General features: G+C 68.7%; 27 protein-coding genes. 13 read left to right on the plus strand and 14 right to left on the minus strand.

Translation table 11 applies throughout. The features are described from left to right. Positions 1–606: 606 nt before the first annotated feature. The 4 genes from AB0L64_RS27430 to AB0L64_RS27445 form a co-directional block, all read right to left on the minus strand. A complete protein-coding gene (locus AB0L64_RS27430) occupies positions 607–1,920 on the minus strand; it encodes a serine hydrolase domain-containing protein (protein WP_363714556.1) in 1,314 nt (437 codons plus the stop codon). A gap of 72 nt (positions 1,921–1,992) precedes the next feature. Further along, on the minus strand, positions 1,993–2,166 hold the full coding sequence (locus AB0L64_RS27435) for a hypothetical protein (RefSeq protein WP_355699353.1): 174 nt from the start codon (positions 2,164–2,166) through the stop codon (positions 1,993–1,995). Between the two features lie 127 nt (positions 2,167–2,293). Further along, positions 2,294–2,497: a KTSC domain-containing protein gene (locus tag AB0L64_RS27440; protein WP_355699352.1), complete on the minus strand. Its 204-nt coding sequence runs from the start codon at positions 2,495–2,497 to the stop codon at positions 2,294–2,296. A 57-nt stretch (positions 2,498–2,554) separates the two neighbouring features. Then, positions 2,555–2,902, minus strand: coding sequence for an XRE family transcriptional regulator (locus tag AB0L64_RS27445; protein WP_363714559.1), 348 nt, complete (start codon positions 2,900–2,902; stop codon positions 2,555–2,557). 139 nt (positions 2,903–3,041) lie between these two features. Here AB0L64_RS27445 and AB0L64_RS27450 point away from each other — a divergent pair, with 139 nt between their 5' ends. Beyond that, a complete protein-coding gene (locus AB0L64_RS27450; protein WP_363714561.1) occupies positions 3,042–3,335 on the plus strand; it encodes a hypothetical protein in 294 nt (97 codons plus the stop codon). A 59-nt stretch (positions 3,336–3,394) separates the two neighbouring features. Here the strand turns inward: AB0L64_RS27450 and AB0L64_RS27455 are convergent, their stop codons facing one another. Further along, positions 3,395–4,588 (minus strand): hypothetical protein, encoded by a 1,194-nt coding sequence (locus AB0L64_RS27455; RefSeq protein WP_363714563.1) that lies wholly within the window; start codon positions 4,586–4,588, stop codon positions 3,395–3,397. 102 nt (positions 4,589–4,690) lie between these two features. Then, positions 4,691–5,320 (minus strand): hypothetical protein, encoded by a 630-nt coding sequence (locus AB0L64_RS27460; protein ID WP_355699348.1) that lies wholly within the window; start codon positions 5,318–5,320, stop codon positions 4,691–4,693. Positions 5,321–5,528: 208 nt separating this feature from the next. Here AB0L64_RS27460 and AB0L64_RS27465 point away from each other — a divergent pair, with 208 nt between their 5' ends. Beyond that, a complete protein-coding gene (locus AB0L64_RS27465) occupies positions 5,529–6,353 on the plus strand; it encodes an aldo/keto reductase (protein ID WP_363714565.1) in 825 nt (274 codons plus the stop codon). A 75-nt stretch (positions 6,354–6,428) separates the two neighbouring features. Here AB0L64_RS27465 and AB0L64_RS27470 read toward each other — a convergent pair whose 3' ends face one another. Together AB0L64_RS27470 and AB0L64_RS27475 are read right to left on the minus strand one after the other, a co-directional pair. Next, positions 6,429–7,382, minus strand: coding sequence for a BTAD domain-containing putative transcriptional regulator (locus AB0L64_RS27470; protein WP_363714566.1), 954 nt, complete (start codon positions 7,380–7,382; stop codon positions 6,429–6,431). Between the two features lie 1,078 nt (positions 7,383–8,460). Continuing rightward, complete coding sequence (locus tag AB0L64_RS27475; RefSeq protein WP_363714568.1) at positions 8,461–8,682, minus strand: hypothetical protein; 222 nt, start codon at positions 8,680–8,682, stop codon at positions 8,461–8,463. Positions 8,683–8,919: 237 nt separating this feature from the next. On the opposite strand from AB0L64_RS27475, the gene AB0L64_RS27480 reads away from it, so the two are divergent. The 5 genes from AB0L64_RS27480 (at position 8,920) to AB0L64_RS27500 (ending at position 12,888) form a co-directional block, all read left to right on the plus strand. Further along, on the plus strand, positions 8,920–9,111 hold the full coding sequence (locus AB0L64_RS27480) for a hypothetical protein (protein WP_355699344.1): 192 nt from the start codon (positions 8,920–8,922) through the stop codon (positions 9,109–9,111). Between the two features lie 74 nt (positions 9,112–9,185). Then, positions 9,186–9,383, plus strand: a complete 198-nt coding sequence (locus AB0L64_RS27485; protein WP_355699343.1) for a hypothetical protein — start codon at positions 9,186–9,188, stop codon at positions 9,381–9,383. Between the two features lie 123 nt (positions 9,384–9,506). Beyond that, a complete protein-coding gene (locus AB0L64_RS27490) occupies positions 9,507–11,813 on the plus strand; it encodes a MinD/ParA family protein (RefSeq protein WP_363714571.1) in 2,307 nt (768 codons plus the stop codon). Then, positions 11,810–12,490 carry a hypothetical protein gene (locus AB0L64_RS27495; RefSeq protein WP_363714573.1) on the plus strand — a complete coding sequence of 227 codons (681 nt, stop codon included), beginning with the start codon at positions 11,810–11,812 and terminating at the stop codon, positions 12,488–12,490. Before AB0L64_RS27490 ends, AB0L64_RS27495 begins: the two co-directional genes overlap by 4 nt. A 14-nt stretch (positions 12,491–12,504) precedes the next feature. Next, positions 12,505–12,888, plus strand: coding sequence for a hypothetical protein (locus AB0L64_RS27500; RefSeq protein ID WP_363714575.1), 384 nt, complete (start codon positions 12,505–12,507; stop codon positions 12,886–12,888). 39 nt (positions 12,889–12,927) lie between these two features. On the opposite strand, the gene AB0L64_RS27505 is transcribed toward AB0L64_RS27500, so the two are convergent. The 4 genes from AB0L64_RS27505 to AB0L64_RS27520 all read right to left on the minus strand — a co-directional run bounded on the left by AB0L64_RS27505 (position 12,928) and on the right by AB0L64_RS27520 (position 19,915). Continuing rightward, on the minus strand, positions 12,928–14,559 hold the full coding sequence (locus AB0L64_RS27505; protein WP_363714577.1) for a LuxR C-terminal-related transcriptional regulator: 1,632 nt from the start codon (positions 14,557–14,559) through the stop codon (positions 12,928–12,930). Between the two features lie 96 nt (positions 14,560–14,655). Next, the gene (locus AB0L64_RS27510) at positions 14,656–17,550 is read right to left on the minus strand and encodes a vitamin B12-dependent ribonucleotide reductase (RefSeq protein ID WP_363714579.1); all 2,895 of its coding nucleotides are present in this window, start codon (positions 17,548–17,550) and stop codon (positions 14,656–14,658) included. 121 nt (positions 17,551–17,671) lie between these two features. Beyond that, entirely contained in the window at positions 17,672–18,160 is a 489-nt protein-coding gene (gene nrdR / locus AB0L64_RS27515; RefSeq protein ID WP_167208700.1) for a transcriptional regulator NrdR, read from the minus strand. Positions 18,161–18,484: 324 nt separating this feature from the next. Then, complete coding sequence (locus tag AB0L64_RS27520; protein WP_363714582.1) at positions 18,485–19,915, minus strand: MFS transporter; 1,431 nt, start codon at positions 19,913–19,915, stop codon at positions 18,485–18,487. A 122-nt stretch (positions 19,916–20,037) separates the two neighbouring features. On the opposite strand from AB0L64_RS27520, the gene AB0L64_RS27525 reads away from it, so the two are divergent. Together AB0L64_RS27525 and AB0L64_RS27530 are read left to right on the plus strand one after the other, a co-directional pair. Next, complete coding sequence (locus AB0L64_RS27525; protein ID WP_355699336.1) at positions 20,038–20,355, plus strand: metal-sensitive transcriptional regulator; 318 nt, start codon at positions 20,038–20,040, stop codon at positions 20,353–20,355. A 23-nt stretch (positions 20,356–20,378) separates the two neighbouring features. Continuing rightward, on the plus strand, positions 20,379–21,323 hold the full coding sequence (locus AB0L64_RS27530; RefSeq protein ID WP_363714584.1) for a nucleoside hydrolase: 945 nt from the start codon (positions 20,379–20,381) through the stop codon (positions 21,321–21,323). On the opposite strand, the gene AB0L64_RS27535 is transcribed toward AB0L64_RS27530, so the two are convergent. After that, on the minus strand, positions 21,316–21,900 hold the full coding sequence (locus AB0L64_RS27535; protein WP_363714586.1) for a TetR/AcrR family transcriptional regulator: 585 nt from the start codon (positions 21,898–21,900) through the stop codon (positions 21,316–21,318). The genes AB0L64_RS27530 and AB0L64_RS27535 overlap by 8 nt on opposite strands. Before the next feature lie 75 nt (positions 21,901–21,975). Here AB0L64_RS27535 and AB0L64_RS27540 point away from each other — a divergent pair, with 75 nt between their 5' ends. Further along, complete coding sequence (locus AB0L64_RS27540; protein WP_363714588.1) at positions 21,976–22,545, plus strand: GNAT family N-acetyltransferase; 570 nt, start codon at positions 21,976–21,978, stop codon at positions 22,543–22,545. 42 nt (positions 22,546–22,587) lie between these two features. Then, entirely contained in the window at positions 22,588–23,364 is a 777-nt protein-coding gene (gene ubiG, locus AB0L64_RS27545) for a bifunctional 2-polyprenyl-6-hydroxyphenol methylase/3-demethylubiquinol 3-O-methyltransferase UbiG (protein WP_363714590.1), read from the plus strand. Here the strand turns inward: ubiG and AB0L64_RS27550 are convergent, their stop codons facing one another. Continuing rightward, entirely contained in the window at positions 23,365–24,000 is a 636-nt protein-coding gene (locus AB0L64_RS27550) for a LysM domain-containing protein (protein ID WP_363714592.1), read from the minus strand. Between the two features lie 402 nt (positions 24,001–24,402). Here AB0L64_RS27550 and lexA point away from each other — a divergent pair, with 402 nt between their 5' ends. Both lexA and AB0L64_RS27560 read left to right on the plus strand, forming a co-directional pair. Continuing rightward, the gene (gene lexA / locus AB0L64_RS27555) at positions 24,403–25,206 is read left to right on the plus strand and encodes a transcriptional repressor LexA (RefSeq protein WP_363714594.1); all 804 of its coding nucleotides are present in this window, start codon (positions 24,403–24,405) and stop codon (positions 25,204–25,206) included. Between the two features lie 48 nt (positions 25,207–25,254). Beyond that, a complete protein-coding gene (locus AB0L64_RS27560; RefSeq protein ID WP_355699329.1) occupies positions 25,255–25,764 on the plus strand; it encodes a glutathione peroxidase in 510 nt (169 codons plus the stop codon). Positions 25,765–25,841 lie beyond the last annotated feature (77 nt).

Genomic DNA, 25,841 nt, shown 5'->3' on the forward strand with positions numbered 1-25,841 from the left:
TCGGCACGCTGTTGAGTTCTCAAGAATCGGACGCACACCGCGCTTCGCACTCTCGTTCGAAGCTCCGGGGCAACCCGCCAAACTTTACTGTTTCGACCCGAGCCGGTCAAATCGGCCCTTTTTCGACCCAGCCTCCCTACACGACTCAATGCCCGAAACCCGCCAAGGCGTGTTTCAGCTTCCGAGACCTTCAGGGAGTTTGTCAGAGAGCCGGCCGCTTCCGCGTCCTGCGCTTCGCTCCAACAAGAAGGACATTACTGACATTCGCGGTGCAGATGCAAATCGGGGTCCCGGACCTCGTCCGAGCCTCCCGGCACCTGCCCTCGGCACCGGTCCTCCGGCGTCGAGGGAAGCAGTGCTGATCCCTCTGGTCACTCCACTCGCACGCGTCTCCGCGAGCGACACCTCCATCATGCCGTACCCACACAAGTCGTTTTCGTGGAACGACCTGGGGAACGACACGGTGGGAGCCGGATCGGCTCCCACCTGTCACGCACTGCACCGCCCAGCAGACGCCTCTCGGCGAGTGGCCGCTCGTAGCGGCTGAGGTTGAGGCCCGGGGTCATGTTCCGGACGGCATCAGGTGTAACCGCCCTCCCCCACGACCTATTCCCGGACGCAGAGGAACTCCGCACCGCCCTGCCGAAGAGCGAGACCGCCGTCCCGGACCTCGAGCTGCACGTCGACACCGTCTCCGGCGAACCGCTCCGAAGACAGCGCTCTGAACTGCAGCGGCGGCTGCCCGTCGAACCGCACTCCCAGCCCTCGCGCCGCCGGCTCCACCACGAAGGTCATCCCGTTGCCCAGCGAATATGCCCCCGCCAGCGCCTCCAGCTGGTCATCCGTCGGCAGATCAGGGTCCTCGAGCTCATCCGGGTAGCCGGACCATCCGTACGCGGACGCGATGGCGGCGAACGCACGCAGTACGACCCATGTCCCCGCATCCCCGTTGGTCATCACAACGGCGCCCTTCCGGACGTCGCGATGCGCCAACATGTGGCAGCAGAAGCCTGCGTTGCCGCCACTGTGTCCGTAGCGGCTGCCCGACTCGTCCAGAAACAGGCCGAGGCCCAAGTGGTTCAGCCCGCCGATGCGTGAGGTCGCTCCGATCTGTGGAGTCAGCATCTCCGTCGCGAGCTCGACCGATAGCACCGCGTCGTCCGCCCCGGCGTACGCGCGCTGCACACCTAGAGCGAACTTCGCCAGGTCCGTCGGCGTCGTCCAGAGCCCCGCGGCGGCCAGCTGCGGATACACGTCCCACTTCCCGTCCAGCGGGCTGCCAGCGTCGTCGTGTCCAGTGGCTGCTCTCGGGTGGAGCTCCGCTGGAAGCGGTTGCGCGTAGTCGCTGTCGGACATGCCGAGCGGTTGCAGCACCAACTCCTGCATGAGCTCGCGGAACGGCGTACCCGTCACGTCCTCCAGCAGTTGCTGGATCACCGTTGTGCCGCCCCCGGAGTAGCGGAACTGCGTTCCCGGCACGAGATCGACGCGTACGCCGATGTTCGTGGCCGGCCGCACGCCGTCGAGGATCTGTGCTGTCGCCGGCAACGCCGCATCCCGCGTGTATCCAGGAAAGCCGGAGACCGTCATGCCGGCGCTATGGCTCGCCAGCTGACGAAGCGTGACCGCGGGCTGCCATTGACCAACCGGCGGAACCAGCCAGGACGTCAACTTGCGGTTCACGTCCTCGTCGAGGTCCAGGAGGCCGCGATCGACCAGCCTCAGCATCGCCAGTACGGTGACCGGCTTGCTGATCGAGGCCGCCTGGAAGAGCGTCGTCGGCGTGACAGGTCCCCCACCCGACACGTCGACGACGCCGGCTGCCCCGGTCTCGGCGACTGCACCGTCCTCGAACACGACCCAGCTCGCACCCGGCACACCGAACTCGTCCAGATCGGCTTCGATTCCACCGCGCAGCATGTCCCTGCCCCTCGCCGGTTCCGTCGGAAACCCTCGCAGCGACAGTACGGCGAACGGGGCTCGCGGCAGTCGTTATCGCGACGGCTGCGGCGCCGAGCAGTCGATCTTCGGGTTGGCGCCGATGTAGTTGAGCGGGCCGGCCACGATCGTCACCAGCGTGGTACCGACCCTGGCGCAGGTCGCGTCGGAGCCTGCGAAGTAGTTGCGTTGCGCGGCGGCCGCGAAACCGATCAGCAGCCAGACCACAGCAATGATCGCAACAGCTCGGGAACCAGTCGCAGAGGACCTACGAGTGCGCATGTTCACCTCCAGGGTTGGGCGCACACCCCCGTGTGAACGCCTCCCAAGTGCCCGTCGGGAAACGAGCGGAAACTCAGAGTTCGCGAACGTCGTAGTACGGCTTGATGTGTTTGTTGACGTACGAGCCGATGCTCGGCGCGGCCATGAGCGCCGCATACTCCGGCTGCGGAACGTCCAAGTACTGGTAGACGTAGCCGTTGACGTACTCGAGCTCCAGCGTCCCGTCGGACCATCCGACCGATCGCACACTCGACGAGTTCACCGGGCGTCGCCTCATCCGCGGCTCCTTCCGCACGCGCTCAGCCGCTCAGTCTGCCTGCCCCGGCGGTCATGATCACGCAGATCGCTCCGGGTCCTGCGCCTGGAGGCGTGCCAGAGCCCGGGTCAGGTCGCCGAGCGCCGTGTTGAGCTCGGTCAGCACAGCGTTGTCGAGCGGCCCGCCGGCGCGGTCCAGTCCGAGGTTGGCGGCGAACCGAACATGAGCGTCGGGCGGCGCCTTTTCGAGGTAGGTGTCGAGTGCCTGCTGGAGATAGGGGCTGGGCACGACCTCTGGTCTCTCGCGCCATTTGGTGAGCGTGCGCGGCGATATCCCGAGCTGCTCGGCGAAGGCTTCGTTCGTCAGCCGCAGCGCCGTACGCAAGGCGTGCGCGTGCCGGCCGGTCCATTCCTCGATGACTGTCATCCGTGCCGCTCCTTCCACATCGACTACTCCCTGCAATGAGAATATGGCGTTTCGGTCACCGCTGGTGGGCAGAATTTGTGCGCTGTGGATACCGGTTGAGTTCCTGGTGAGGACGCCGGACCACGCGTTGACTTGCCTCATGGACGAGATCAGCGGGAGAACCGCGACGCTGCTGCGCAACACCAGACAGCGTCATCTGCGCGTCGCACACACGTCCGGACCACGCCGCTTCGAGCTCGTCCGCCACCGCGACATCTCCGGCGTGAGTGGTACGGGCGTTGTCGCGGAGGGGATCGAGTGGAGCGACGGCACGGTCGCGCTGCGCTGGGGCGGCAACTACCCGACCACCACCGTGTGGCAGGACGGGATCGACGCGTTGCTCGCGATTCACGGTCACAACGGGGCGACCGTGATCCGCTGGCTGGACGAGTAGGCATGCGCGGTCGACTCCGGTGGGGCGGGCCCACCCTGCAGACAGCCCGCCTCACCGGCCTACTCGGTGAAGAACTGCTCCCGGTACGGCGTATCCGCCGCCTGCGCGGAACGCTCGGGGGCGGAGCCGTTTTGCTCGAGGGCGGAGCGGGCCTGCTTGGCGGAACCGTTCTGCTCGGGGGCGGGACGGCCCTGCCCCACGGCGGAACAGTTCTGTTCAGGCGCGGAGCCGTTCCGCTCGACGGCCAAGCCGTTCTGCCCGGGGGTGGAGCCGTTGTGCTCGGCGGGATCGTTCTGGTCCGACCTGGTGGGACGGGTTTCGTGACCGCCGTGTCGTGGGATCGGGCGCTGCTCGGATGGAGTGAGCGAGCCGGCCGGGTCGGGCATGGTTCCGTCCTGGTCGGTGTCGGTCAGCTCCTCGACTGCCGTGCTGAAGGCGAGTTCGGCGCGGGTCGGCCGTCGGCGTTCGATCTCCTCGGCGGCGGCTCGCCGGACCGGGAGATCGTTCGCCGCGGCCGACAGTTCGGCGAGGGTGTCGAGGAGGCCGAGCGCGTTCTCGACCTCGCCCGGGTGGTTCACCATCCACCAGACCGCGGCCGAGCCTGGCGTCGCGAAGACGTCGTCCTTCAGGTAGGCACGCTTGTCTTGCTCCATGCGGCGTTCGAGCAGCGTGGTCTGCTCCCGCCGGTGCAGCGAGGCGAGGTGCTGCAGGTGCTTCTGGTCCGCATCCGGCAGCCTGAGCCTCACCTCGGTGGCCCAACTGCGGACCAGGCCCTTCTCGTCCAGCGCGGGCTCGCCGAGGAGCGCGGCCAGGCGGTGCTGGTTGAGGGACTCCTCCGTCACCTGCTGCCGGGCGGTGAGCGATCGCGCCCTGACCAGCAAGGCATCGACCGCGACCGCACCGAGGTCCGCGTGGCGCGAGCCAGACAGGACCGTCGACCACTGCACGATCGCCGAGAAGCTGAACTGGAAGTCCGGAGAGGCCGACGGCAACCGTACGTCGGCGACCGTCCTGGACGGCGGCCCGGAGAAGACCGGCTCCGAGTCCGGGAGGACGACGTGAGGCGTCGGCGCCGGCTTGGTGACCACCGGACGGGGCTCGTCGGGCTGCTTCCACACAACGGCCAGCAACACCAGCAGCACCACGATCAGCACGACGGCCGCCCACGCCGGCAGACCGGCGACCAGCGAAACGACGTACAGAACCAGCACGATCGCCGCAGCGGTGAGGAGGGAGTTCCGATGGAGCTTCATGGCGCCGTTCCTTCACCGCGTCGGGCGGACGTCAGCAGGTGGACCAAGTCCACAGAAAGTTTCCCATGGGCTGCGGAGCGTGGCGATTGCTCTGCGTGTCGGTCAGCCGGTGAGCGAGCGCAGGGCCTGGCGGGAAGGAGTCAGGAGAACGGGTTTGTAGGGGCAGCGTTGGTCGGTGAGGGTTTCGTAGGCCCGGATGGCTCGGTTGGCGGCGTCCCAGCCTTGCTCGGCGGGAGTCCGGCCGAGGCCGCGGTTGCGAACCAGAGCGCCGTAGAAGGCGGAGCAGAAGACCGTGGCTTCGTACCACCCGATGACCGTGCTCGTGCCGATGTAGGTGATGTCGTCCTGGATGCAGTCGCGGATCGCACGTTGCCACTTGCCGATGCCGGTCTTGCAGCCGTCGGCGATGACGACGCCGCTGGCGATACCCCACTGGTGATCGAGGAACCAGTCGGCGAGCGACCGCAGCGACACCTGGGTCTCACCGTCGGTGGACAGGAACGACGGCTCCTCGCTGTGGTCACCGTGTGCCATCACGTGCAGGACGGTCGACGGGGTGGTGAGAGCCGAGAACGCGGTCTCGTGGTCCCGGGTCCGGACGAAGTTGACATCAAGGTACGGGCGGTCCCAGCCGGCGTTGATGTTGCCGGTGATGCCCTGGACGAACGACATCGACGCGTCGAACGAACTGTCCAGACCCAGATCCACCAGAGTGATCAGCCGGTTCTTCATAAGCCCACCCCTCCAACGCTTTTCCCCACTTTTCGCGGCCCGTCGCACCATGATGAACCACAGATCCGACAGTTCGCGCGCGGGTGGTGCGGTACTGAGACGGCCCGCCCGAACCGTACGTCGTACGGCGGATCGGAGGCTGCGAGAACCAGTGCGGACCGTGATCGGCCTATCGTGGGCCGGGCACGGGCGCCGAAGGAGGAAACCGATGAATCAGGTTCCGACGGTTACGCTGAGTCACGGGACCGCGATGCCGCGGATCGGGCTCGGGACGTCACCGATGAACGACGCGGACGCCGAGCGGGCGGTCGGCACGGCGCTCGAGCTCGGGTATCGCCTGATCGACACCGCGGAGAACTACCGCAACGAGACCGGCGTCGGCCGGGCGCTGAAGAACGCCCCGCGCGACGAGGTGTTCGTGACGTCGAAGTTCAACAAGCGCTGGCACAGCGTCGACGGCGCGCGTCAGGCGTTCGAGGCGAGCGCGGAGAAACTCGGCGTCGAGTACCTGGACCTCCTGCTCATCCACTGGCCGAACCCCCAGCAGGACCGGTACGTCGAGGCGTGGCACGGGCTCATCACGCTTCGCGAGGCGGGCCTGGTGCGCGCGATCGGTACGTCGAACTTCAAGCCGGCGCACCTGCAACGGCTGATCGACGAGACCGGCGTCGCGCCCGAGGTGAACCAGGTCCAGCTGAGCCCAGTCTGGGCGAAGGCGGCCGAGCGGGAGTTCCATGCGGCGCACGGGATCGTCACCGAAGCATGGAGTCCGCTCGGGAAGGGGACCGACCTGCTCAGTCACCCGACGGTGCAGCAGATCGCGAAGGCTCACGAGCGGTCGGCGGGACAGGTCGTTCTGCGGTGGGAGACGCAGCAGGACGTCGTACCGATCCCGAAGTCGGCCGATCGCGGGCGGCTTGCGGCGAACCTGGCGATCTTCGACTTCGACCTGACCGACGGCGAGCTGTCCGCGCTTGCCGGCCTCGACGGAACCGCCCGGCCTCCCGCGGACTCGGATCACACCGGTCACTGATTCCTGACCTCCCGGGCAGTTCGATCCGGCGCAGCTTGGTCCGGCGCAGCTTGGTCCGGCCCTCTCGCGGGATCGTCAGTCTGGGTGGGCTGGTCTGTGGGACGAGAGCGCCAAATAGGGGCCGACCAGCTCGAGGAAGAGAGGGCTGGGTGGCAGGCCCAGTTCTCGGTCGAGCATGGCTTCGAAGCGGTGGTAGTGCTTGATGGCTTCGACGATGTCGCCGTTGTCGAGATGGGTTCGGACGATGGTGCGATGAGCACTCTCGTGGAGCGGCTCGATGCTGATCGCGGCGCGGGCGGCCTCGAGGGTTTCGTGCGTACGGCCCTGTTTCCGGCGGCGGGTGGCGAGAGCGTCGAGTGCGCCCAGGCGAAGGTACTGCAGGCGTTCCCGGGCGGCGAGGACCCAGTCGTCGTACCAGCCGGGCAGCAGCTCGGCGGAGTGCAAGACCGCGTCGGCGGCATCCTCGGCTTCGGTGCTGCCGTTGTCGGGGTCGCGGATGAGCAGCTCGGCGCCGTCGCGGAAGCGGTCGACGTCGACGGCGACCGCGTCGGCCAGGGCCAGGGAGGAATCGCCGATCTCGATCAGGGGCGGTACGCCGACGTGCCGGTGCCGGAGGCGCCAGAGGACGGCGCGGAGACGGGCTGCGGCGACCTCGTCGGTGCAGTCCGGCCAGAGGGTCGCGGCCGCGTGGGTCCGGGCGCACCGGCCGTTGAGCGCCAGGAGGGCGATCAGGTTCTTCGGTCCCGCCGGCAGATCGATCTGCCGCACCGTCGGCGCGGAACCGTCGCCGGCCTGCCGCGCGAGAGGTGTGGAAAGACGGTCGTACGCCGAGTGTGCGGCGGCCGAGTAGCCGTGGGACAGGTCGGGAGAGGGTCCGTACGACGGGTGCTCGAAGGAGCGGTCGGGATACATCGCGGGCGAACCGTCGCGGTACGTCGCGGCGGAACGATCGTCTCCGGCCGGAAGAGGTCCGTCGTACCCCTGAGCGAACACGTGATCGGGTCGGCTCTCGGGAGGTCCGTCGTGCACCAGCGCCGCTGAACCGTTGGCCGGCGCCGTCAGGCGGCTCGGGTCGGTGCCAGATGCGGGCGACGGCAGGTCGGCGGGGCCGTCGACCTGCGCGGCGGGAAACCCGTTCGGTGGCGGGGCGGGAAGCTCGTTCGGTGCCGGCGCGGGCGAACCGTCAGGCCCCGCGGCGGGCCAACCGTTCGGCCTCGGGCCGGGCCAGCCGTTCGGCCTCGGGCCGGGCCAGCCGTCGGCTGCCGGGCCGGGCGAACCGTCCGGCCCCGGGCCACCAGAACCGTCCGGCTCCGGGCCACGAGAACCGTCCGACACTTGAGCGGGCCAACCGCTCGGCCCTTCGGTGGACCAACTGTTCGCCGCCGGGCCTGTCGAACCGTTCGATCCTTGGGCGGGCCGACCGTTGGGTGCCGGGGCAGGAGAACCGTTCGATCCTTGCGTTGGCCAACCGCTCGGCCCATGGGCGGGCCAACTGTTCGCCGCCGGCCCTGTCGAACCGTTCGATCCTTGGGCTGGCCGACCGTTGGCTGCCGGGCCGGGCCAGCAGTTGGGTGCCGGGCCGGGCGAACGGTTCGGCTCCGGGCCCGGAGAACCGGTCAGCTCCGGGCCAGGCCAACCGATCGCCCCTTGGGCGGGCCAACCGATCGACCCTTGGGCGGGCCAACTGTTCGCCCCCGGGGCAGGAGAACCGTTCGGCTCTGGGCCCGAAGAACCGTTCGGCTCTGGGCCAGGCCAACCGCTCGACCCTTGGGTGGGCCAACTGTTCTCCCCCGGGTCGGGCGAACCGGGCGATCCTTGGGTGGGGCGACCGTTGGGTGCTGGGGCAGGAGAACCGTTCTGTGCAAGGGATGGTGTGGTTGCGGGGTCCGTCACCGTCAGGAGCCAGTCGCCCAGCAGTTGCAGGCGCAGCTCACCTCGCAGGAATGTTCGCATCGCACGGCCCCCCTCGCTGAGGCGGCGCGCGTCGGACGAGCCCTGCCCCACGGCTGTGTTGCTCGCAGTCTGTCCCCGCTGTGTGTAACGGCCGAACCACCAACCGCCACGTACTTCCTTGCACCATTGGCCAGGACCGGCCCGTTGTCAAGACTCAGGTTCGCCCGACGAAGGCCTCGAGCCAGGCTCGGACTTCGTCGTAGACCGCCTCCGCGGACGTCACCACGACGGTCGTTTCAACCTCTCCGGCGAGGTCGGACACCTGGGTGATGCGAGCGCGCAAGCCGGTCGCCTCGTCGGTCTCCCGCCAGACCCGGATGACCATCGCCGCCGCGTCGGGCACGGAACCGCTCCCGGACTGCATCTGATCGGTCATGATCCACTCCCCCACGGGCCGACTGACCGCTGCCTCACGCCGTGCCCAGCACGGACAACCGGAAGACCCACGATGAGGCAACGATCCCTCGGCCCGGGCGGTTACGTCGACCACCGCATTCCTGACAACGCTGTGACAACGCCGGGACAACGCCGGGACAGCGATGTGACAGCGCTGCGATCATGCGGCCCGGCATCCACTGGCTGGGAGCACCGGATCGCACGGAGGGGGTGACTCATGAACGAGAAACTGACGGCGGTAGAGCTCGACCTGGAGGAATGCCAGGTACTTCCGGAACGGGAGGCGCTGGGCGGTTACAACTGGGCGAACATCTACGCGTCCAACACGGCGGTCGCGCTGAACGCGTCGTCGTACTGGTCGGTGGCCAAGGCCGCGGCCTTCCAGACGATCGTGGTCAAGCAGCGCTGACAGCGCCGGATCGGGTGTGCGGGCGGTGAGCATCGAGTTCGCCGTCCGCACGCCGCAGTACCGAGGGGGTTTCGATGACGGATCTCGGCAGGATCTCCCGGACGGAAATGGCCGGCCAGTCGGCCGAGCTGCTCCCGGCCCGGGAGGCGTTGGCACTGATCAACATCACCAACATCACAGCTGTCAACCTGGCGATCGCGGTGAACGCCGCATCGGTCGGCTCCAACGCGACCGCCATTGCCCTGCAGCATGTGGCCGCCTTCCAGCGCTAGTTCCAGTACTGGTTCCAGCGCTGGTTCCAGCGGCATCACGTTCCCGCCCGGCGCCTGCCGCGGCGGGCGGGTGCGTGCGGGCGGTCTCCGGGGGAACGCGAGGCAACGGTAGGGGGCGGGGTCGTGACGGCGACGGAGAGCGGCATTCGCACGGTGCCGGTACGAGGTGGGCCGAGGCCGCGCCGAGTGGCCGGCGTGCGGCTGCTCGGGCGGTACGAGGGCTCCGGGTTCCGGGACGAGCGGTACCTGGCCGAGCGGGCCGACCGGCAGATGGTCCTGCTCACGAAGCTGCTCTACCTGATCGTGGAGAACGCCGACGGGCATGCGTCGACCGACCTGCTGGCCGATCGGGTCAGCCGGGAGTACGGTCACCGGCTCGATCCCGACGACCTGATCAAGCTCATCCAGGAGAAGCTCGGACCGTCCGGCCTGGTCGCGCTGTGGAACGGCGCGCCGGTCGGGCAGCGCAAGGCGGATCCGCTGCTGGCGCTGAGCGTCCGCGGCGTCCTGCTGCCGGCCGGTCCGGTCCGGGTGATCGCACGCGTCCTCGCGCCGCTGTTCCACCTCCCGGTCATCGTCGCGGTCCTGGCGTCGGTCCTCGCGTTCGACGTCTGGATCGTGACCAGCATGGCACCGTCCGACGTGTTCGCCGCACTGGTCGAACCGGCCGGCGTCATCGCCGTACTGATCTTGTTGCTGGCGGCAACGCTGTTCCACGAGTTCGGGCACGCGGCCGGCTGCCATTACGGCGGAGCCAAGCCGGGGCGCATCGGCGTCGGCATCTATCTGTGGATTCCCGCCTTCTACACCAACGTCACCACCGCGTACCGGCTGAACCGCGCCGGCCGTTTACGAACCGACCTGGGTGGGGTCTACTTCAACGCGGTGTTCATCGTCGCCTCGGCCGGCCTGTATCTGCGGACCGGATGGACCCCGCTGCTGGCGATCATCGCCCTGTCCCACCTGGAGATCGCTCAGCAACTGCTGCCCATCGTCCGGTTCGACGGCTATTACATCCTCGGCGATCTCGCCGGAGTGCCGAACCTGTTCGGGCACGTCCGGCCGATCCTGTGGAGTCTCCTCCCCGGAGGTCGCGCCGCCGCCGGCGTCGCCCAGCTGCGGCTGCGCACCCGGGTCGTTGTCACGACGTGGGTGCTCATCACTGTGCCGGCGCTGCTCATCGGACTCGGACTCCTCACCTGGAACGCGCCGAGCTACCTCGCGAACTTCTGGGATCGCTCCGCGGAGCTGTGGAGCAGCGCGAGCGGACTCGCCGCGGCAGGTGAGATCGGCGCCGCGGTCGTCGCGTTCCTCTCGTTGCTGGCGATCACGATCCCGATCATCGGCCTCAGCGTCGTCCTGGTTCGGTCGGTGCTGCACGTCGTACGCGCGGTGCGGTCCCGGCATGCCGAGCCACCAGAGCCCGCGGAGGAGGAGCCAATGGACACCGAACTCCCGGGCGCGGCCGCGTTCACCGAGGAACGGATGCTCCACCACCGGCTCCCACCACCGCAGCATGGCTGGCGTCACGGTCTGTACTTCGTCTCCAGCGGCCGGATCAACGTAGGTCCCAGTCCTGCCGAGCAACGCCGGCAGGAGCGGATCGATCGCGTTCGTGCGCCGCTGCGCGGTCCGCGGCGCGTTGTCACCCTGAGCCGCAAGGGCGGGGCCGGGAAGACGACCACGACCCTGATGCTCGGCCATACCCTCGCCATGTACCGCGGAGATCGGGTGGTCGCGCTGGACGCCAATCCGGATGCGGGTTCGCTCGGCTACCGAGTACGGCGGGAGTCGCCGGCCACGGTCACCAATCTTCTGGGGGAACGCGACCTCATCACCAAGTACGCCGACCTGCGCGAGTACACCTCGCAGGCCCCCAGCCGACTCGAGGTCATCGCGTCGGACGACGACCCGACCATCAGTCAGGCCCTGGGAGCCAGGGACTACCGGGTCGTACTCGACCTGCTGACGCAGCACTACAACATGATCCTCGTCGACACCGGCACCGGCATTCTCGACAGCGCCATCCAGGGGATCCTGCGCGAGGCGGACCAGATCGTCGTCGTGATGCCGCCCGCACTCGACGGAGCACGGGTCGCGGCCGGGACGCTGGACTGGCTGGACCAGCACGGGCACGCCGACCTGGTGGCGTCCGCGGTCGCGGTGATCAACACGACCAGAGGCCGGCAACGCTGGCTGCAACTCGACGAGATCGAGAACCATTTCTCCTCCCGCTGCGCCGGAACAGTCCGGATCCCCTGGGATCCGGCACTGGACAGCGGCGCCGCTGTCGATCTGAACGACCTGCGCCCTGGCACCCGCGACGCCTACCTGGAGCTCGCGGAACTGGTCGCTGACGGCTTTGCAGTGAACCGCTGGACCACCGGAACGCTGACCGACCCGTCCACCACCCCCGAAGGAGTGTCATGAGCCGGCGATTCGAAGTCATCTTGGTGATCGCGTCCCTTCTCGCGAGTGCGACCGGTACCGCGAGCATGGTGACGTTCCGAAAAGGCCAGGACCTGGATCTGGTCGCGTCGGCCAACCCGGGGACGCCGGGCGGTTCGGACACCGACCGCACCGCCATGGTCGAGCGGGCGCGGGGCAAACGTGTGCAAGCTGATGCGGTGGCGAGCGCTTCCGCCACCTGCGACGGGTGCAGGGGTACGGCGGCCGCCGTACAGGTGGTCTATGTGAACAAGGCGAAGAAGCCGACAGCGGACAACCTCGCCAACGCGTGGTCGAGCTGCAGCAACTGTCGCGCCACGAGCGTCTCCTTCCAGGTCGTCGTGATCCGGCCCGGTACGACGCTGGCTGCCCGCAACCGCGCCTTCGCGGTGAACGCCTCCTGCAGCGGTTGCACGTCAGCGGCCGTCGCGGTGCAGTTCGTGGTCGTCACCAGCAAGCACCGCGCATTCTCCCGCCAGGGCCGGCAGCAGCTGGAGGCGCTGGCCAATGAGCTCCAGGCTCAGCTCTCGTCCCGGACCAAGGCCGATCGCCTCGCGGCGGCGAAGAACACGCCTGCGTCATCCGGGATCGACGCGCTGGTCCGGAAAGAACTGAAGCCGGTCAGTGTGACGCCGAAGGTCACGATCGAGACCGGCTGACGGGAGGTCGCATCATGTCTGTCCGTCGATGGGTCGTCCCCACGGTCGCTGCCCTGGTAACGCTCGGCTTGACCGCCTGCGAGCCGCTCGACACCACGACGCCCGGCGGCAGGTCGACCAGCAGCAAGGGAAAGCCGAAACCGACGGCACAGTCCGGCGCCACGGTCAAGATCACGACGTCGAACAGGACCTGCTGGGCGGGCAGAATCGGTACCACGACGAAGCAGGGCTGTGGTTCCGCGACCTTCCAGGTCAGGTCCTCGAAGGGGGCGTATACCGTCAATCTCCGCAAGACCAAGGGGGCCGACGGCATCAGCGTCGTACTGGTTGTCAATGGCAAGAAGGTCGACCAGGGCAGCAGCTCGAGCGTCGTCGCGGTCAGCTACGTCTCCGGCTGACCGCGCTTCCCAACGACCAGTACGCGTTGCCGGCACGGCCTATTCGGTCGCCCTCGTCAGGCAGGCGGCGGCCTCGGTCCGGTCTTGTACGCCGAGCTTGGACAGGATGCTCGCCACGTGATGCTCGACGGTCCGGCGGCTGATGTACAGCCGGGCAGCGATCTCCGGATTCGGCAGGCCCTCCGCGAGTACGGCCAGTACGTCGTACTCGCGCTTCGTCAGCAGCGCGACACCACGAGGTCCACGGCGGGCCGCACCCGCGCCGGCCGCGCGGAGCCAGGCCGCGGCCGCATCAGCATCCAGCGCAGCGCCAAGGTCCTCGAACACCGCCAGAGCCATCCGTGCCTCCGCGACCGCAGCAGCCGGCTCATCGGGAGCCATGGCGTCGGCCAGCAGCATCCGGGTGCGCGCGACCTCGAGCGGCATCTCCAGCAAGCCGAACCAGGTCTCGGCCGCCGAAAGCCGTGGCACTGCGTCATGATGCCGACCGTCCGCGATCAAGGTCACGCCACACAGCCGCGCGCCGCGGGCAGCGATCAGACCGCTGTCGGTCTTGGAGCCGAGCGCAGTCAGTCGAGCAGCCTCCGCGGCGGCACCGGCCGCGTCACCGGTTGCCAGACAGGCCCGGCCGAGTACCTCCCGCAGCCGAGCCTCCTCCAACGGCGTGGCCCGATCGAGCTGGTGTCGGATCAGCGAGATCGCCACCGCCGGCTGGCCGCCGGCCAGCTGAACGGCAGCAAGCACAGGCTGTACGACGATGCGGTCCTCGAACCCGATCAGAAGCCGCCGTGCCTCGGCCAGTCGCCCCTGCGCCAAGCGAAGATCGGCGAGAAACGCGGCCGCCTCGGCCTGCACGGCCGGCAACGCGTCCCGCGCGAGCTCCGCAGCCGCGGACAGTTCAGTCTCGGCCCGCGGCCAATCACCGGTGCAGGCGAGGACAGCGCCGTACGACGCCCGGCACGTCGCGTGCAGGTACGGACAGCCGTACCGCTCGATGAAGCCGTCTAGCGATCGGGTCCACTGCACAACGCGCAAGAAATCGGCGCCGCGGACGCACGAGCGCATCAGAAGACAGCTCGTGAAGACGACTGTGTCGAGCCGGGTGTCTTCACCGCCGAGCGCACCCGCCAGCGCCTCGTCCAGCAACTCCGTGCCCTCGAGCACGTGTCCCCGGTTGATCAGCGCCGAACCCCACAGACTCAAGGCGCACAACTCGAGATCGTGATCCCCCGCCTCGACCCCGACCTCGTACGCCGCCTCGGACGCGGCGGCGGCCTGCGATGCGTCGTCCGTACAGCCTGCCCGCGCGAGCGACGCCCACGCAGCCACGACCGGATCGCCGACCTGCGACGAGACCCGGACCGCCCGCGCGGCCCAGCCTCGCGCCGCGGCACGGTCACCGAAGTTGGCGTCGTACAGAAGGCTCAGGCCGATCGCCGTGACCACGGCCTGCGCGGGATCGGTACGGCGGTAGTACCCGTAGGCGAGTTCCCAGCAGGCGAACGCGGCGCCGATGTCGCCGAGCCACCAGTGGGCGTCCCCCAGTCCGGCCAGACCCCGGGCCGTTGCCGAGATGGTGACCGACTCGCCGAACGCGGCCCGAGCCGCGACCCAGTCCCCGGCGCCGAGGGCGTTCTCCCCGGCTGCGAGGAGACCGTCGATCCCCTCCACAGCTCGACGGTAGACGCGCTGCGGCCCCCGGGGGAAGTGGGAAGTTCCCGGGGGCCGTGGCGCTTTCAGCTGGTGCCGGCTGGACCGGCCGGTGGATCAGCTGCAGCCGGAGGTGCTGCCGCAGCCCTCGCAGACGTAGCAGGAGCCGCTCGGGCGCATCTTCGTGCCGCAGGTGAAGCAGAGCGGGGCGTCCACGGAGGTGCCGGTGATGAGTTCCAGCATCTCGGCGGTGGTGTGCGCCTCGCCCTTCACCGGCTTCGCGGAGGCGGCCTCCACCGCAGCGGGCTTCTCGATCTCGGCGGCCGGCTCGACCGTCTTCAGCGACTCGGCCTCGGACACCTCGACCGGAACCGGCTCGTACGAACCGGTGTCGAGCTGCCGGGACCGCTCCTCCGCCGAGTAGATGCCCAGGGCGGCCCGCTCGTCGAACGGCAGGTAGTCCAGCGCCAGGCGGCGGAAGATGTAGTCCATGATCGACTGCGCCATCCGGACGTCCGGGTCGTCGGTCAGACCGGCCGGCTCGAACTTCAGGTTGGTGAACTTCTGGACGTAGGTCTCCAGCGGCACACCGTGCTGCAGCGCGATCGAGATCGCGATCGAGAAGGCGTCCATCACACCGGCGAGCGTCGAGCCCTGCTTGCCCATCTTCAGGAAGACCTCGCCGAGACCGTCGTCCGGGTACGAGCCGGCGGTCATGTAGCCCTCGGCGCCACCGACGGTGAACGACGTGGTCCGCGACGGCCGCGACTTCGGCAGGCGCTTGCGGGTCGGCCGGTACTCGATGACCTTCTCGACGATCTTCTCCGCGACGGCAGCTTCGGCGGCAACAGCCTCCGCAGCCTTCTTCGCCCTGGCGTCCGCCAGCGGCTGACCGACCTTGCAGTTGTCGCGGTACACCGCGAGCGCCTTCAGGCCGAGCTTCCAGCCCTGGAAGTAGACGTCGGCGATCTCCTCGACCGTCGCGGTCTCCGGCAGGTTCACCGTCTTCGAGATCGCGCCGGACAGGAACGGCTGCGCCGCCGCCATCATCCGGACGTGGCCCATCGGCTTGATGGCCCGCTCACCCATCGCGGTGTCGAAGATCTCGTAGTGCTCCGGCTTCAGGCCCGGCGCGTCCACGACGTGGCCGTGCTCCGAGATGAACTCGACGATCGCCTCGATCGTCTCCTCGGTGTAGCCGTACTGACGCAGCGCCCGCGGGACCGTCGTGTTGACGATCTGCATCGAACCGCCGCCGACCAGCTTCTTGAACTTGACCAGCGAGAAGTCCGGCTCGATACCGGTCGTGTCGCAGTCCATCATGAAGCCGATGGTGCCGGTCGGCGCGAGCACCGAGGCCTGCGCGTTCCGCCAGCCGTTCTTGGTGCCGATCTTCAGCACGCCCTCCCACGCCGCGGTGGCGTGCTTCTGGACGTCCTTGTCGATCTCGTGCACGGTCCGGATCGCGTCGTTCGCCGCGGCGTGCTTGCGCATCACCCGGGTGTGGGCGTCCTTGTTCCGCTCGAAGCCCTCGTAGGCGCCGACGATGCCGGCCAGCTCGGCGGACCGCTTGTACGACGTGCCGGTCATCAGCGAGGTGATCGCGCCGGCGAGCGCGCGGCCGCCGTCGGAGTCGTACGCGTGACCCGTTGCCATCAGCAACGCACCGAGGTTCGCGTAGCCGATGCCGAGCTGCCGGTACGCGCGGGTGGTGACGCCGATCGCCTCGGTCGGGAAGTCCGCGAAGCAGATCGAGATGTCCATCGCGGTGATGATCAGCTCGACGGCCTGAACGAACTTCTCCGAGTCGAACAGGTCGTCGTCGCGGAGGAACTTCATCAGGTTCAGCGAGGCGAGGTTGCAGGACGAGTTGTCCAGGTGCATGTACTCCGAGCACGGGTTGGACGCGGTGATCCGGCCCGTCTCCGGCGTGGTGTGCCAGTCGTTGATCGTGTCGTCGTACTGCAGGCCGGGGTCGGCGCAGGCCCACGCGGCCTGCGAGATCTTGTCGAACAGCGCCCGCGCGTCGACGGTCTCGATCACCGAGTTGTCGAGCCGCGCGCGCAGCCCGAACTCGCCCTTCTCCTCGACCGCACGCATGAACTCGTCCGAGACCCGGACCGAGTTGTTCGCGTTCTGGTACTGCACGGAGGTGATGTCGCGACCGCCGAGGTCCATGTCGAAGCCCGCGTCCCGCAGGACCCGGATCTTCTCCTCCTCGCGCATCTTGGTGTCGACGAACTCCTCGATGTCAGGGTGGTCGACGTCGAGCACGACCATCTTCGCCGCGCGCCGGGTGGCGCCGCCGGACTTGATGGTGCCGGCCGACGCGTCCGCGCCGCGCATGAAGCTGACCGGGCCGGACGCCGTGCCGCCGGAGGACTGGAGCAGTTCCTTCGAGGAGCGGATCCGGGACAGGTTCAGGCCGGCGCCCGAGCCGCCCTTGAAGATCAGGCCCTCTTCCTTGTACCAGTTCAGGATCGACTCCATCGAGTCGTCCACGGCGAGGATGAAGCAGGCCGACACCTGCTGCGGCGAGGACGTCCCGACGTTGAACCAGACCGGCGAGTTGAAGCTGAAGTACTGGTGCAGCAGCAGCCAGGTGATCTCCTGCTCGAAGACCTCGGCGTCCTGCGGCGACGTGAAGTAGCCGTGCTCCTCGCCGGCCTTGCGGTAGGTCTTCACGACCCGGTCGAGCAGCTGCTTGAGGCTCCACTCCCGGTTGTCGTGGCCGAGTGCGCCGCGGAAGTACTTCGTGGTGACGATGGTGGAGGCGTTCACGCTCCAGAAGTCGGGGAACTCCACCCCGCGCTGCTCGAAGACCGTCTCACCCGTCTTCCAGTTCTGCTGCACGACGTCGCGGCGCTCCCACGTCACCTCGTCGTACGGGTGCACGCCTTCGGTGCTGAAGACTCGCTCGATGGTGAGTCCCGCGGGCGCGTTCTTGCGCCCCCGGAACCCGGCCGCCGACCTCTTGGTCGACCCCGAGTGGCCGGTCACCGTCTCTGTCATGGTTGCTCCTCGCCCTGTGTCTACTACCGCGGTCTGTCGGGACCGCCCCGTTGGAGTACTGCGCGACGCCACTACTTGTGGAACTACTTCTCGTTCCCCCGGTTTACGTCTACTGGGCCGGTTATTGGGTCGGCTTCAACTGGCCCGGCTCGGTGCCCTGCGGCTCCTTCTCGGCCCGCAGCAGCGCGATCTCGGTCTCGAAGTCGTCAGCCGACTCGAACTGCCGGTACACGCTCGCGAACCGCAGGTACGCGACCTCGTCGAGCTCCCGCAGCGGCCCGAGGATCGCCAGTCCGACCTCGTGCGCGGGCACCTCCGGCGAGCCGCCGCCCTTCAGCGCGTCCTCGACCTTCTGACCCAGGCGCGCCAGCTGGTCGGCGTTCACCGGCCGGCCCTTGCACGCCTTTCCGACCCCGTTGATGACCTTCTCGCGGCTGAACGGCTCGGTCGCGCCGGAGCGCTTCACGACCGTGAGCTGCATCTGCTCGACGGTGGTGAACCGCTTCTCGCAGACCGGGCACTGCCGCCGGCGGCGGATCGCTCCGCCGTCCTCGGCCACCCGGCTGTCGACCACCCGGGAGTCGGCGTGCCGGCAATACGGACAGTGCACGCGAACACTCCTCCCGTGACCACCCCGGAAGGGGCGGGTTGTGGATCGGCCTGGGGACAACTTGTGTAGAACCTGTGTGCAACCAACCACTACCTGTGGAAAATTACACCCGTGTAACCACTACATATAGGGATCCTAGATCGCTGCTCCGACAGTTTGCAAGCACGCTCGGATTGCCCGGGCGTGTCACAGATTTCAACACCGAAGCGGCCTCGTGTACTCCCGCGTGGCGTCGCCGCGACGACCCTTTCGAGGCGCAAACTACGGCCCGCACAGACCACTCCCCGGAGCCGGCCGAAGCCGCCCCGGGGAGTTGTCCACAGCTCACCGGCCGGGCGCAACGGTCTCCGCTCCGGGCTCGGCCGGAGCCTTCCGCGTCCGCAGTGTCACACCGGCCAGGACGGCGCCCGCGGCCGCGATCACCGCGGCGCCGATGAGCGCCGCCGAGTACCCGTCGGTCAGCGCCGCCGCGTCGTCCAGCAGGTCGGCGCCGTTCGCAGCAGCCACCGCGGTCATCGCGGCCAGCCCCAGCGCGGAACCGATCTGGTAGCTGGTGTTCACGATGCCGGACGCCAGTCCGCCCTCCTCGGGCCGCGCCGACGACAGGGCGATGCCGAGGCTCGGGATGAACGCCAGCGACATGCCAGCCGCCGCGACGAGCGATCCCGGCAGTACGTCGAACCAGAACGAGCCGGTCGGACGCAGCAGCGACAAGATCACCAGTCCGGCGGTGAGGACCGTCATACCGCCGACGAGGGTGTTCTTCGGGCCGACCTTGGCGATCAACTTCGGCGCGACGACGATCATCCCGAGCATGATGAACGTGGTCATCGGCAACAGCGCCGCCCCGCTCGGGAACGCACTCAGCCCGAGGACCTGCTGCAGGTAGAGATTCAGGAAGAACCACATCGGGACCCAGGCCGCGCCGAGCAGGAACTGCGCCACGTTGGCCGCGGCCAGGTTCGGCGTCGCGAAGATCCCGAGCCGCATCAACGGCTCCCGCCGCTTGGCCTGCACGAAGACGAACACGCCGAGCAGTACGACGGCCAGCGCGCCGACCAGCAGCGTCGACGCCGACGCCCAGCCGACCTGCGGAGCGCGGACGATCGCGTAGACGCCCGCGGCCAGTCCACCGGTCACGGTCAGCGCGCCGAAGACGTCGACAGATCCGGGTCGGGCGGCGGCCCGCGGCATCAAGGCCGGCGTGGCGAACAGGGCCGCCAGCGCGATCGGGACGTTCAGGTAGAACACCCACGGCCACGACAGGTACTCGGTGATCACACCGCCGAGGAACACGCCCGCCGTACCGCCGGCCGGCGCCGCGGCGCCGTACAACGCGATCGCCTTGGTCAGCTCACGCGGGTTCGCGCCGAACAGCATCATCAGCAGCGTCAGCGCCGACGGGGCGATCAGCGCGGCACCGATGCCTTGCACCGCCCGGCCCGCGAGTTCGGCACCGACACCGGTCGCGAGCCCCGCGACGAGCGACCCCACGAGCAGGACGCCCCAGCCGGCCGCGAAGACGCGGCGGGCGCCGAGCAGGTCCGACAACCGGCCGCCGAGCAGCAGCAGCCCGCCGAACGCCACGACGTACGCATTGAAGACCCACGACAGGTTGCCCGGGCCGAAGCCGAGGTCGGACTGCATCTTCGGCAGCGCGACGCCGACGATCGAGGTGTCCATGATCACCATGAACTGCGCCGCGGCGATGACGGCAAGCGCCCACCACCGCCGCGGCGACATCGTCTCACTCATATCTAAAACTCCCTACGGGTACGGGGTATAGCTTGGATTGCTCGGATACCATAGGGGGGTATCTACCGAAAGCGCAAGAGTGATCCCGTGGGCGATAGGGTTCAGCGGGACCCAGGGAGGATGTGGTGAGCGTGACCGAACCGGCCGGCGAGCATGCGCAGCACGGTTACATCGGCGACAAGAAGGCGTACCTCGCGCGACTGAAGCGCATCGAGGGCCAGGCCCGCGGGCTGCAGCGGATGGTCGAGGACGAAAAGTACTGCATCGACATCCTCACCCAGATCTCGGCGATGACGAAGGCACTCGAATCGGTCGCACTCGGCCTGCTCGACGACCACCTCGCGCACTGCGTGGTCGACGCCGCCGCGGCCGGCGGTCCGGAGGCCGACCAGAAGATCAAGGAGGCGTCCGCCGCGATCGCACGCTTGGTGCGCTCCTGAGCGGCATGCCTGAGGATGTGCGCATGAAGCCGGTGATTCTCGACGTCGACACGGGACTGGACGATGCGTGTGCGCTGCTGCTGGCGGCGCGGCATCCCGGGCTCGACCTGAAGGCAGTGACGTGCGTCGGCGGGAACGTCGGCATCGACGATGTCGTGCGCAACACCCTCACGGTGCTCGATGCCGCGGGCCGCCCCGACGTACCGGTGGCTCGCGGTGCCGCCGTACCGCTGATCCAGCCGGTGCGGGCGGCTCGGCACGTGCACGGTGAGGACGGGCTCGGGGACCTGGACTGGCCGCGGTCGACGCGGCCGACCGACCCCCGGCATGCGGTCGAGCTGCTGCGTGACGTACTGCGGGACGCCGCCGCGACCGGTGAGCTGATCACGCTGATCCCGCTGGCGCCGCTGACGAACGTCGCGCTGTTGCTGCGGACGTACCCGGAGGCGGCGCGCGGGCTGCGCGAGATCGTCTTCATGGGCGGAGCCGCCGGGATCGGGAATGCGACGGCGTCGGCCGAGTTCAACATCTGGACCGACCCGGAGGCGGCCGCGATCGTGCTGGCCGCGTCCCGTGACCTCGGCATCCCGCTCACCATGTACGGCTTGGACGTCTTCTACGACGTCGTCGTGACACTGGACCAGGCCCGCGCGCTGAGCGGATCCCCCTCGGCGGAGCTGGCCGGGAAGCTGATCGAGAAGCGCAGCGAGCGGTTCGGGTCCGACGGCGGGAGCATCGGCGACGGCGGCGCGGTGTGCGCGGTGATCGACCCGTCCGGCCTGACGACTCAGGAGTACCCGGTGCGGATCGAGTTGTCCGGCGGCTGGTCGCGCGGCCGGACGATCGTCGACACGCGGCACGCGGCCGATGTCGCGAACGACCCGCACAGGCCGGCGACGCCGATCCGGGTCGCGACGGCGGTGGACGGCAAGCGGTACGCCGAGCTGTGGCTGGCGACCGTCAGCTGAGCAGCTCGAGCAACCGGGCGCGTACGCCGTACAGGAACAGGTCGAGGCCCGCGGCGAACAAGTCCTCGGGGGGATCGGACACGACGGCGGCGAGGCTCCATCTGGCGGTGACTTCGAAGAGGTGACGCGCGTCGGACTCCGGTAGGCCGATGCGCACGAGCGCCTCGATCTGGGCGCGGATCAAGGCGGCCCGGGAACCGGCGCCCTGGTCTCGGTCCGGTGCCGCCTTGGACTGGATCAGTCCGGCGAGCCCTGGATGGTCGGCGTAGAAGGCGCGCAACTCGAGCGAGCCGGACCGGGTGAGCTCGATCCACTCGTCGACGGTCGTGAGCTCCTCGTACGCCGTGGTGTCCGCGGTGAACTGGTCGAAGGCGTTCCGGGCGACCAGGTCGAGCAGCTCGGACTTGTTGTGGACGTGGTGGTACAGCGACGGGGCGCGGACGTGCAGACGCTCCGCGACCGCGCGCATCGTGACACCGTCCACGCCGTCGGTGCGGATGACGGCCAGCGCGGCATCGGCGATCGCGGCGCCGGAGATGCCGGCCGCGGCGTGGGACGAAGGATCGCGTCTGCTCACGGAATCTCGTTGTCCGGGGTCGAGGGTCGGAGGTACTGTCTAACGTCGTTAGACAGAATAGCCGAGGATGGTGCCGTGACTGGATTCCGACCCGCGTACCCGCTGCTGACCGAGCGGCTGGAGCTGCGGCCGCACCGGATGGACGACCTGGACGACCTCTTCGCGTTCCACTCCCGGCCGGACGTGGTCCGGTACACGCCGTGGCCGGTGCGGAACCGGGAGGAGACCCGGGCCGCGCTCGAGCGGAAGCTGCCGCAGGGTGAGTTGACCGAGGACGGGCAGTGGCTGGTGCTGGCGATCGAGCTGCGCGAGACCGGGACCGTGATCGGCGAGGTGCTGCTGAAGTGGGCCAGCGAAGCCGACCGTCAGGGCGAGATCGGCTTCGCGCTGCATTCGGACTACCAGGGCAAGGGGCTCGCGGCGGAGGCTGCGCGGGAGATGCTGCGGGTCGGCTTCGACGAGCTCCGGCTGCACCGGGTCGTGGCGATCCTCGACGACCGGAACACCGCGTCGGCGCGGTTGCTCGAACGACTCGGGATGCGCCGGGAGGCACATCATCTGGATGCCGCGTGGTTCAAGGGCGAATGGGCGAACGAGTACGTGTACGCGCTGCTCGAGGACGAATGGCGTGGCCCGAGGCGTTGATCGGACGCCGACACTGCCGGAGAGTTTCGGCAGGGGGCTGCGATGCGGATCGACAACCAGGTCTACGACCGGATCGGCGACGGCTGGTGGGACGAGGAGAATCCGCTCAACCTGCTGCAGGGCAGCTTCACGCCGGGGCGTTTCGCGTACTTCCGCGACGTACTCGCGCGGACCGGGACCGATCCCGCCGGGCGGCGTGTCGTCGACATCGGAAGCGGCGGCGGTTTCCTGGCCGAGGAGTTCTCCCGGCTCGGCTGCCGGGTGATCGGCGTCGACCCGTCGGAGGTTTCGGTCCGTACGGCCGTCGGTCACGCGAGCGCTTCCGGCCTGCCTGTGCGGTACGTCGTCGCGGCCGGCGAACACCTGCCGCTGGCCGACGAGAGTGTCGATCTCGCGTACTGCTGTGACGTGCTCGAGCATGTCGCGGATCTCGACCGGGTGCTCGCGGAGACCGCGCGGGTGTTGAAGCCGGGCGGGGTCTACCTGTTCGACACGATCAATCGCACGTTCGCGTCGAAGGTCCTGGTGATCAAGGTGATGCAGGAATGGCGGCTGACCAGGGCTTCCGATGTCGCGTGGCACGCGTGGGAGATGTTCATCAAGCCGCCCGAACTCGCCGAGGGTCTGCGCCTCCACGCTCTGCGGCTGGGCGAGATCACCGGGCTCGGGGTGCGGGCTCGCAAGCTCGGCGTACTGCGGAACTTCGTCCGGGTGCGGCGGGGCAGGATCAGCATCGGCGAGTTCAGCCGGGCGCTGGACCTCGGGCAGGTGGCGAGCACCCGCGTGTCCTACATGGGCTACGCCGTCAAAGCGCGGTGATCAGCCGGCGACCGGGATCTGCAGGGTCTGGCCGGGAAGGATGTCGGCGGGCGTGGCGAGCTTGTTGAGGTCGGCGATCTTTTCCACGACCGCCACGGGGTCGACGGTCGGGTTGGTGTCCTCGGCGATGGACCAGAGGGTCTGGCCCGGCGCGACCTGCACCGGCACGGTGTGAGTGAAGTGCGGCCCGGGCTCCAGGACGCCTGCGATGCGGAGGCCGAGGACCAGGATCGCGGCGCCGAAGACGAGGACCGACACGGCGGTCAGCAGCATCCGGCCGCGGCGGGTGAGGCGCAGGGCCGGCTCGGGGTGGACCTCTCGACCGAGCGACTCCCCCGAGCAGCCGCGCACCGGGAGCCGGTCGGTGGATGCGCCCTCGATCCGCGGACGGCGGCGCGGCGCGACCACCGGCGGCGGCACCGCCGCAGGCGACGCGGAGCGCGCGACCGGCTCAGCCAAACGCCGCCCGGTCGGGGCCGACGTCGAGCGGCCGGTCGCGGTGGAGGTCGAGTGTCCGGTGGTGGTCGGGGCGGTGGGGTGGGAGATCGGGGGCGGGACCACGCGCAGGGGCCGTGGCGACGCCTGCTGTGAGCGGCGCGGGGCCGGCACGTCGGCGGCGACAGCTGCTGTGCTCATCGGATCCTCCAAGACCTCGGTCGGTGCGCGTTCTGCGGTGCTGGTTCCTGTCTATCGGCCGCCTCCGACAGTTTCGTTGCGGTCCCCACCCCACCGCCCCGGTCTGTTCCGAAGACCACCTCATCCGACCGGCCCGAACACCTGTTCGATCGAACGCCTGTACGAATGATTAACCGACAGCCGCCCGTCGCGCAACCACTTCCAACCGGGACACGCCCAGGAAATTCCCTGCCGCGGCAACACCCCGCGCACGCCTTATAACCTGACACCCGAACAAACATGCGAACCGACACGCCTTCGAACAGATGTTTGAAGAATCTCAGGATTCGGTCTACGGTCATCTCAGTCGAGCAAGCTTCGGCCGGTGGACGATCGCCGGCCCGACCCGAGGAGCAACCAGCGATGGCCAGGACGCCGAGCGGTTCCAGCAAGGACGAGACCGTGGACAAGGCGGCCGACAAGTCGGCGGGCAAGGCGGCGGGCAAGGCGGACCGCACGGTCGCCGAACTGCCCGACGGGCCGGCCGACGCGACCGGGCTGACCCCGCGCCAGCGCCGCGTGCTGGACGTCATCCGCGATTCGGTGGACAGCCGCGGCTACCCGCCGTCGATGCGTGAGATCGGCGAGCGGGTCGGCCTGACCAGCTCCTCCTCGGTGTCGCACCAGCTCCGGGTCCTCGAGCAGAAGGGCCTGCTCCGCCGCGACCCGAACCGGCCGCGCGCGATCGAGGTCCGCTACCCGGGCGAGGTCGACGCGGCCGCCCGCAAGTCGGCGCTCGGCCCGGTGCGCCAGACGGCGTACGACGAGACCGGCGCCGGTGACGCGCACCCGGACGCGGCGTACGTGCCGGTTGTCGGCCGGATCGCCGCCGGTGGCCCGATCCTCGCCGAACAAGAGATCGAAGAGGTCTTCCCGTTGCCCAAGGCAATGGTCGGCGAGGGCACGCTCTTCATGCTGCGGGTCAAAGGTGAGTCGATGATCGAGGCCGCGATCTGCGACGGCGACTGGGTCGTGGTCCGTCAGCAGCCGACCGCGGAGAACGGCGACATCGTGGCCGCGATGATCGACGGCGAGGCGACCGTGAAGACGTTCAAGAAGAGCAAGACCGAGATCCTGCTGCTACCACACAACCCTGCTTTCGAGCCGATCGACGGCAAGGACGCGATCATTCTCGGAAAGGTCGTAACAGTTCTGCGCCGAGTCTGACATATCGGACGGCGAGCGAAGTCGGGCGTGTCGTGTCAGCATTGAGTCATGACGACTGTCTATGACTTCAGCGCGCGCCGGATCGAAGGCAATGAACAGTCTCTTGCCGATTTCCGCGACCAGGTGCTTCTGGTGGTGAACACGGCGTCGCAGTGCGCCCAGACCCCGCAGTACACGGGTCTGCAGAAGCTCTACCGGACCTACCGCCGGCAGGGCTTCTCGGTGCTCGGTTTCCCCTGCGACCAGTTCGGCCACCAGGAGCCCGGCGACGAGAACGAGATCGCGAACTTCTGCTCGACGATCTACCACGTCACGTTCCCGATGTTCGCCAAGATCGACGTCAACGGGTCCCGCACGATCCCGTTGTACAACTGGCTGAAGCGCGAGCAGGGCGGCCTGCTCGGCGGCCGGATCAAGTGGAACTTCACCAAGTTCCTGGTCGGCCGGGACGGCCAGGTGATCGCGCGTTACGCGCCGACAAACTCGCCGGAGAAGCTGGTCGACAAGATCGAGGCCGCACTCGCGGTCCCGGCCCCGTCCCGGGAAACGAACGACTGAATTCCCGGCATTTTCTGCGACAGTTGAACAGAAAGCGTCTCAGCGCCGCAGAACATTCACCGCATTTCGAACATTTC

The sequence above is a fragment of the Kribbella sp. NPDC051936 genome (assembly GCF_040680955.1).
GTDB lineage: Bacteria > Actinomycetota > Actinomycetes > Propionibacteriales > Kribbellaceae > Kribbella.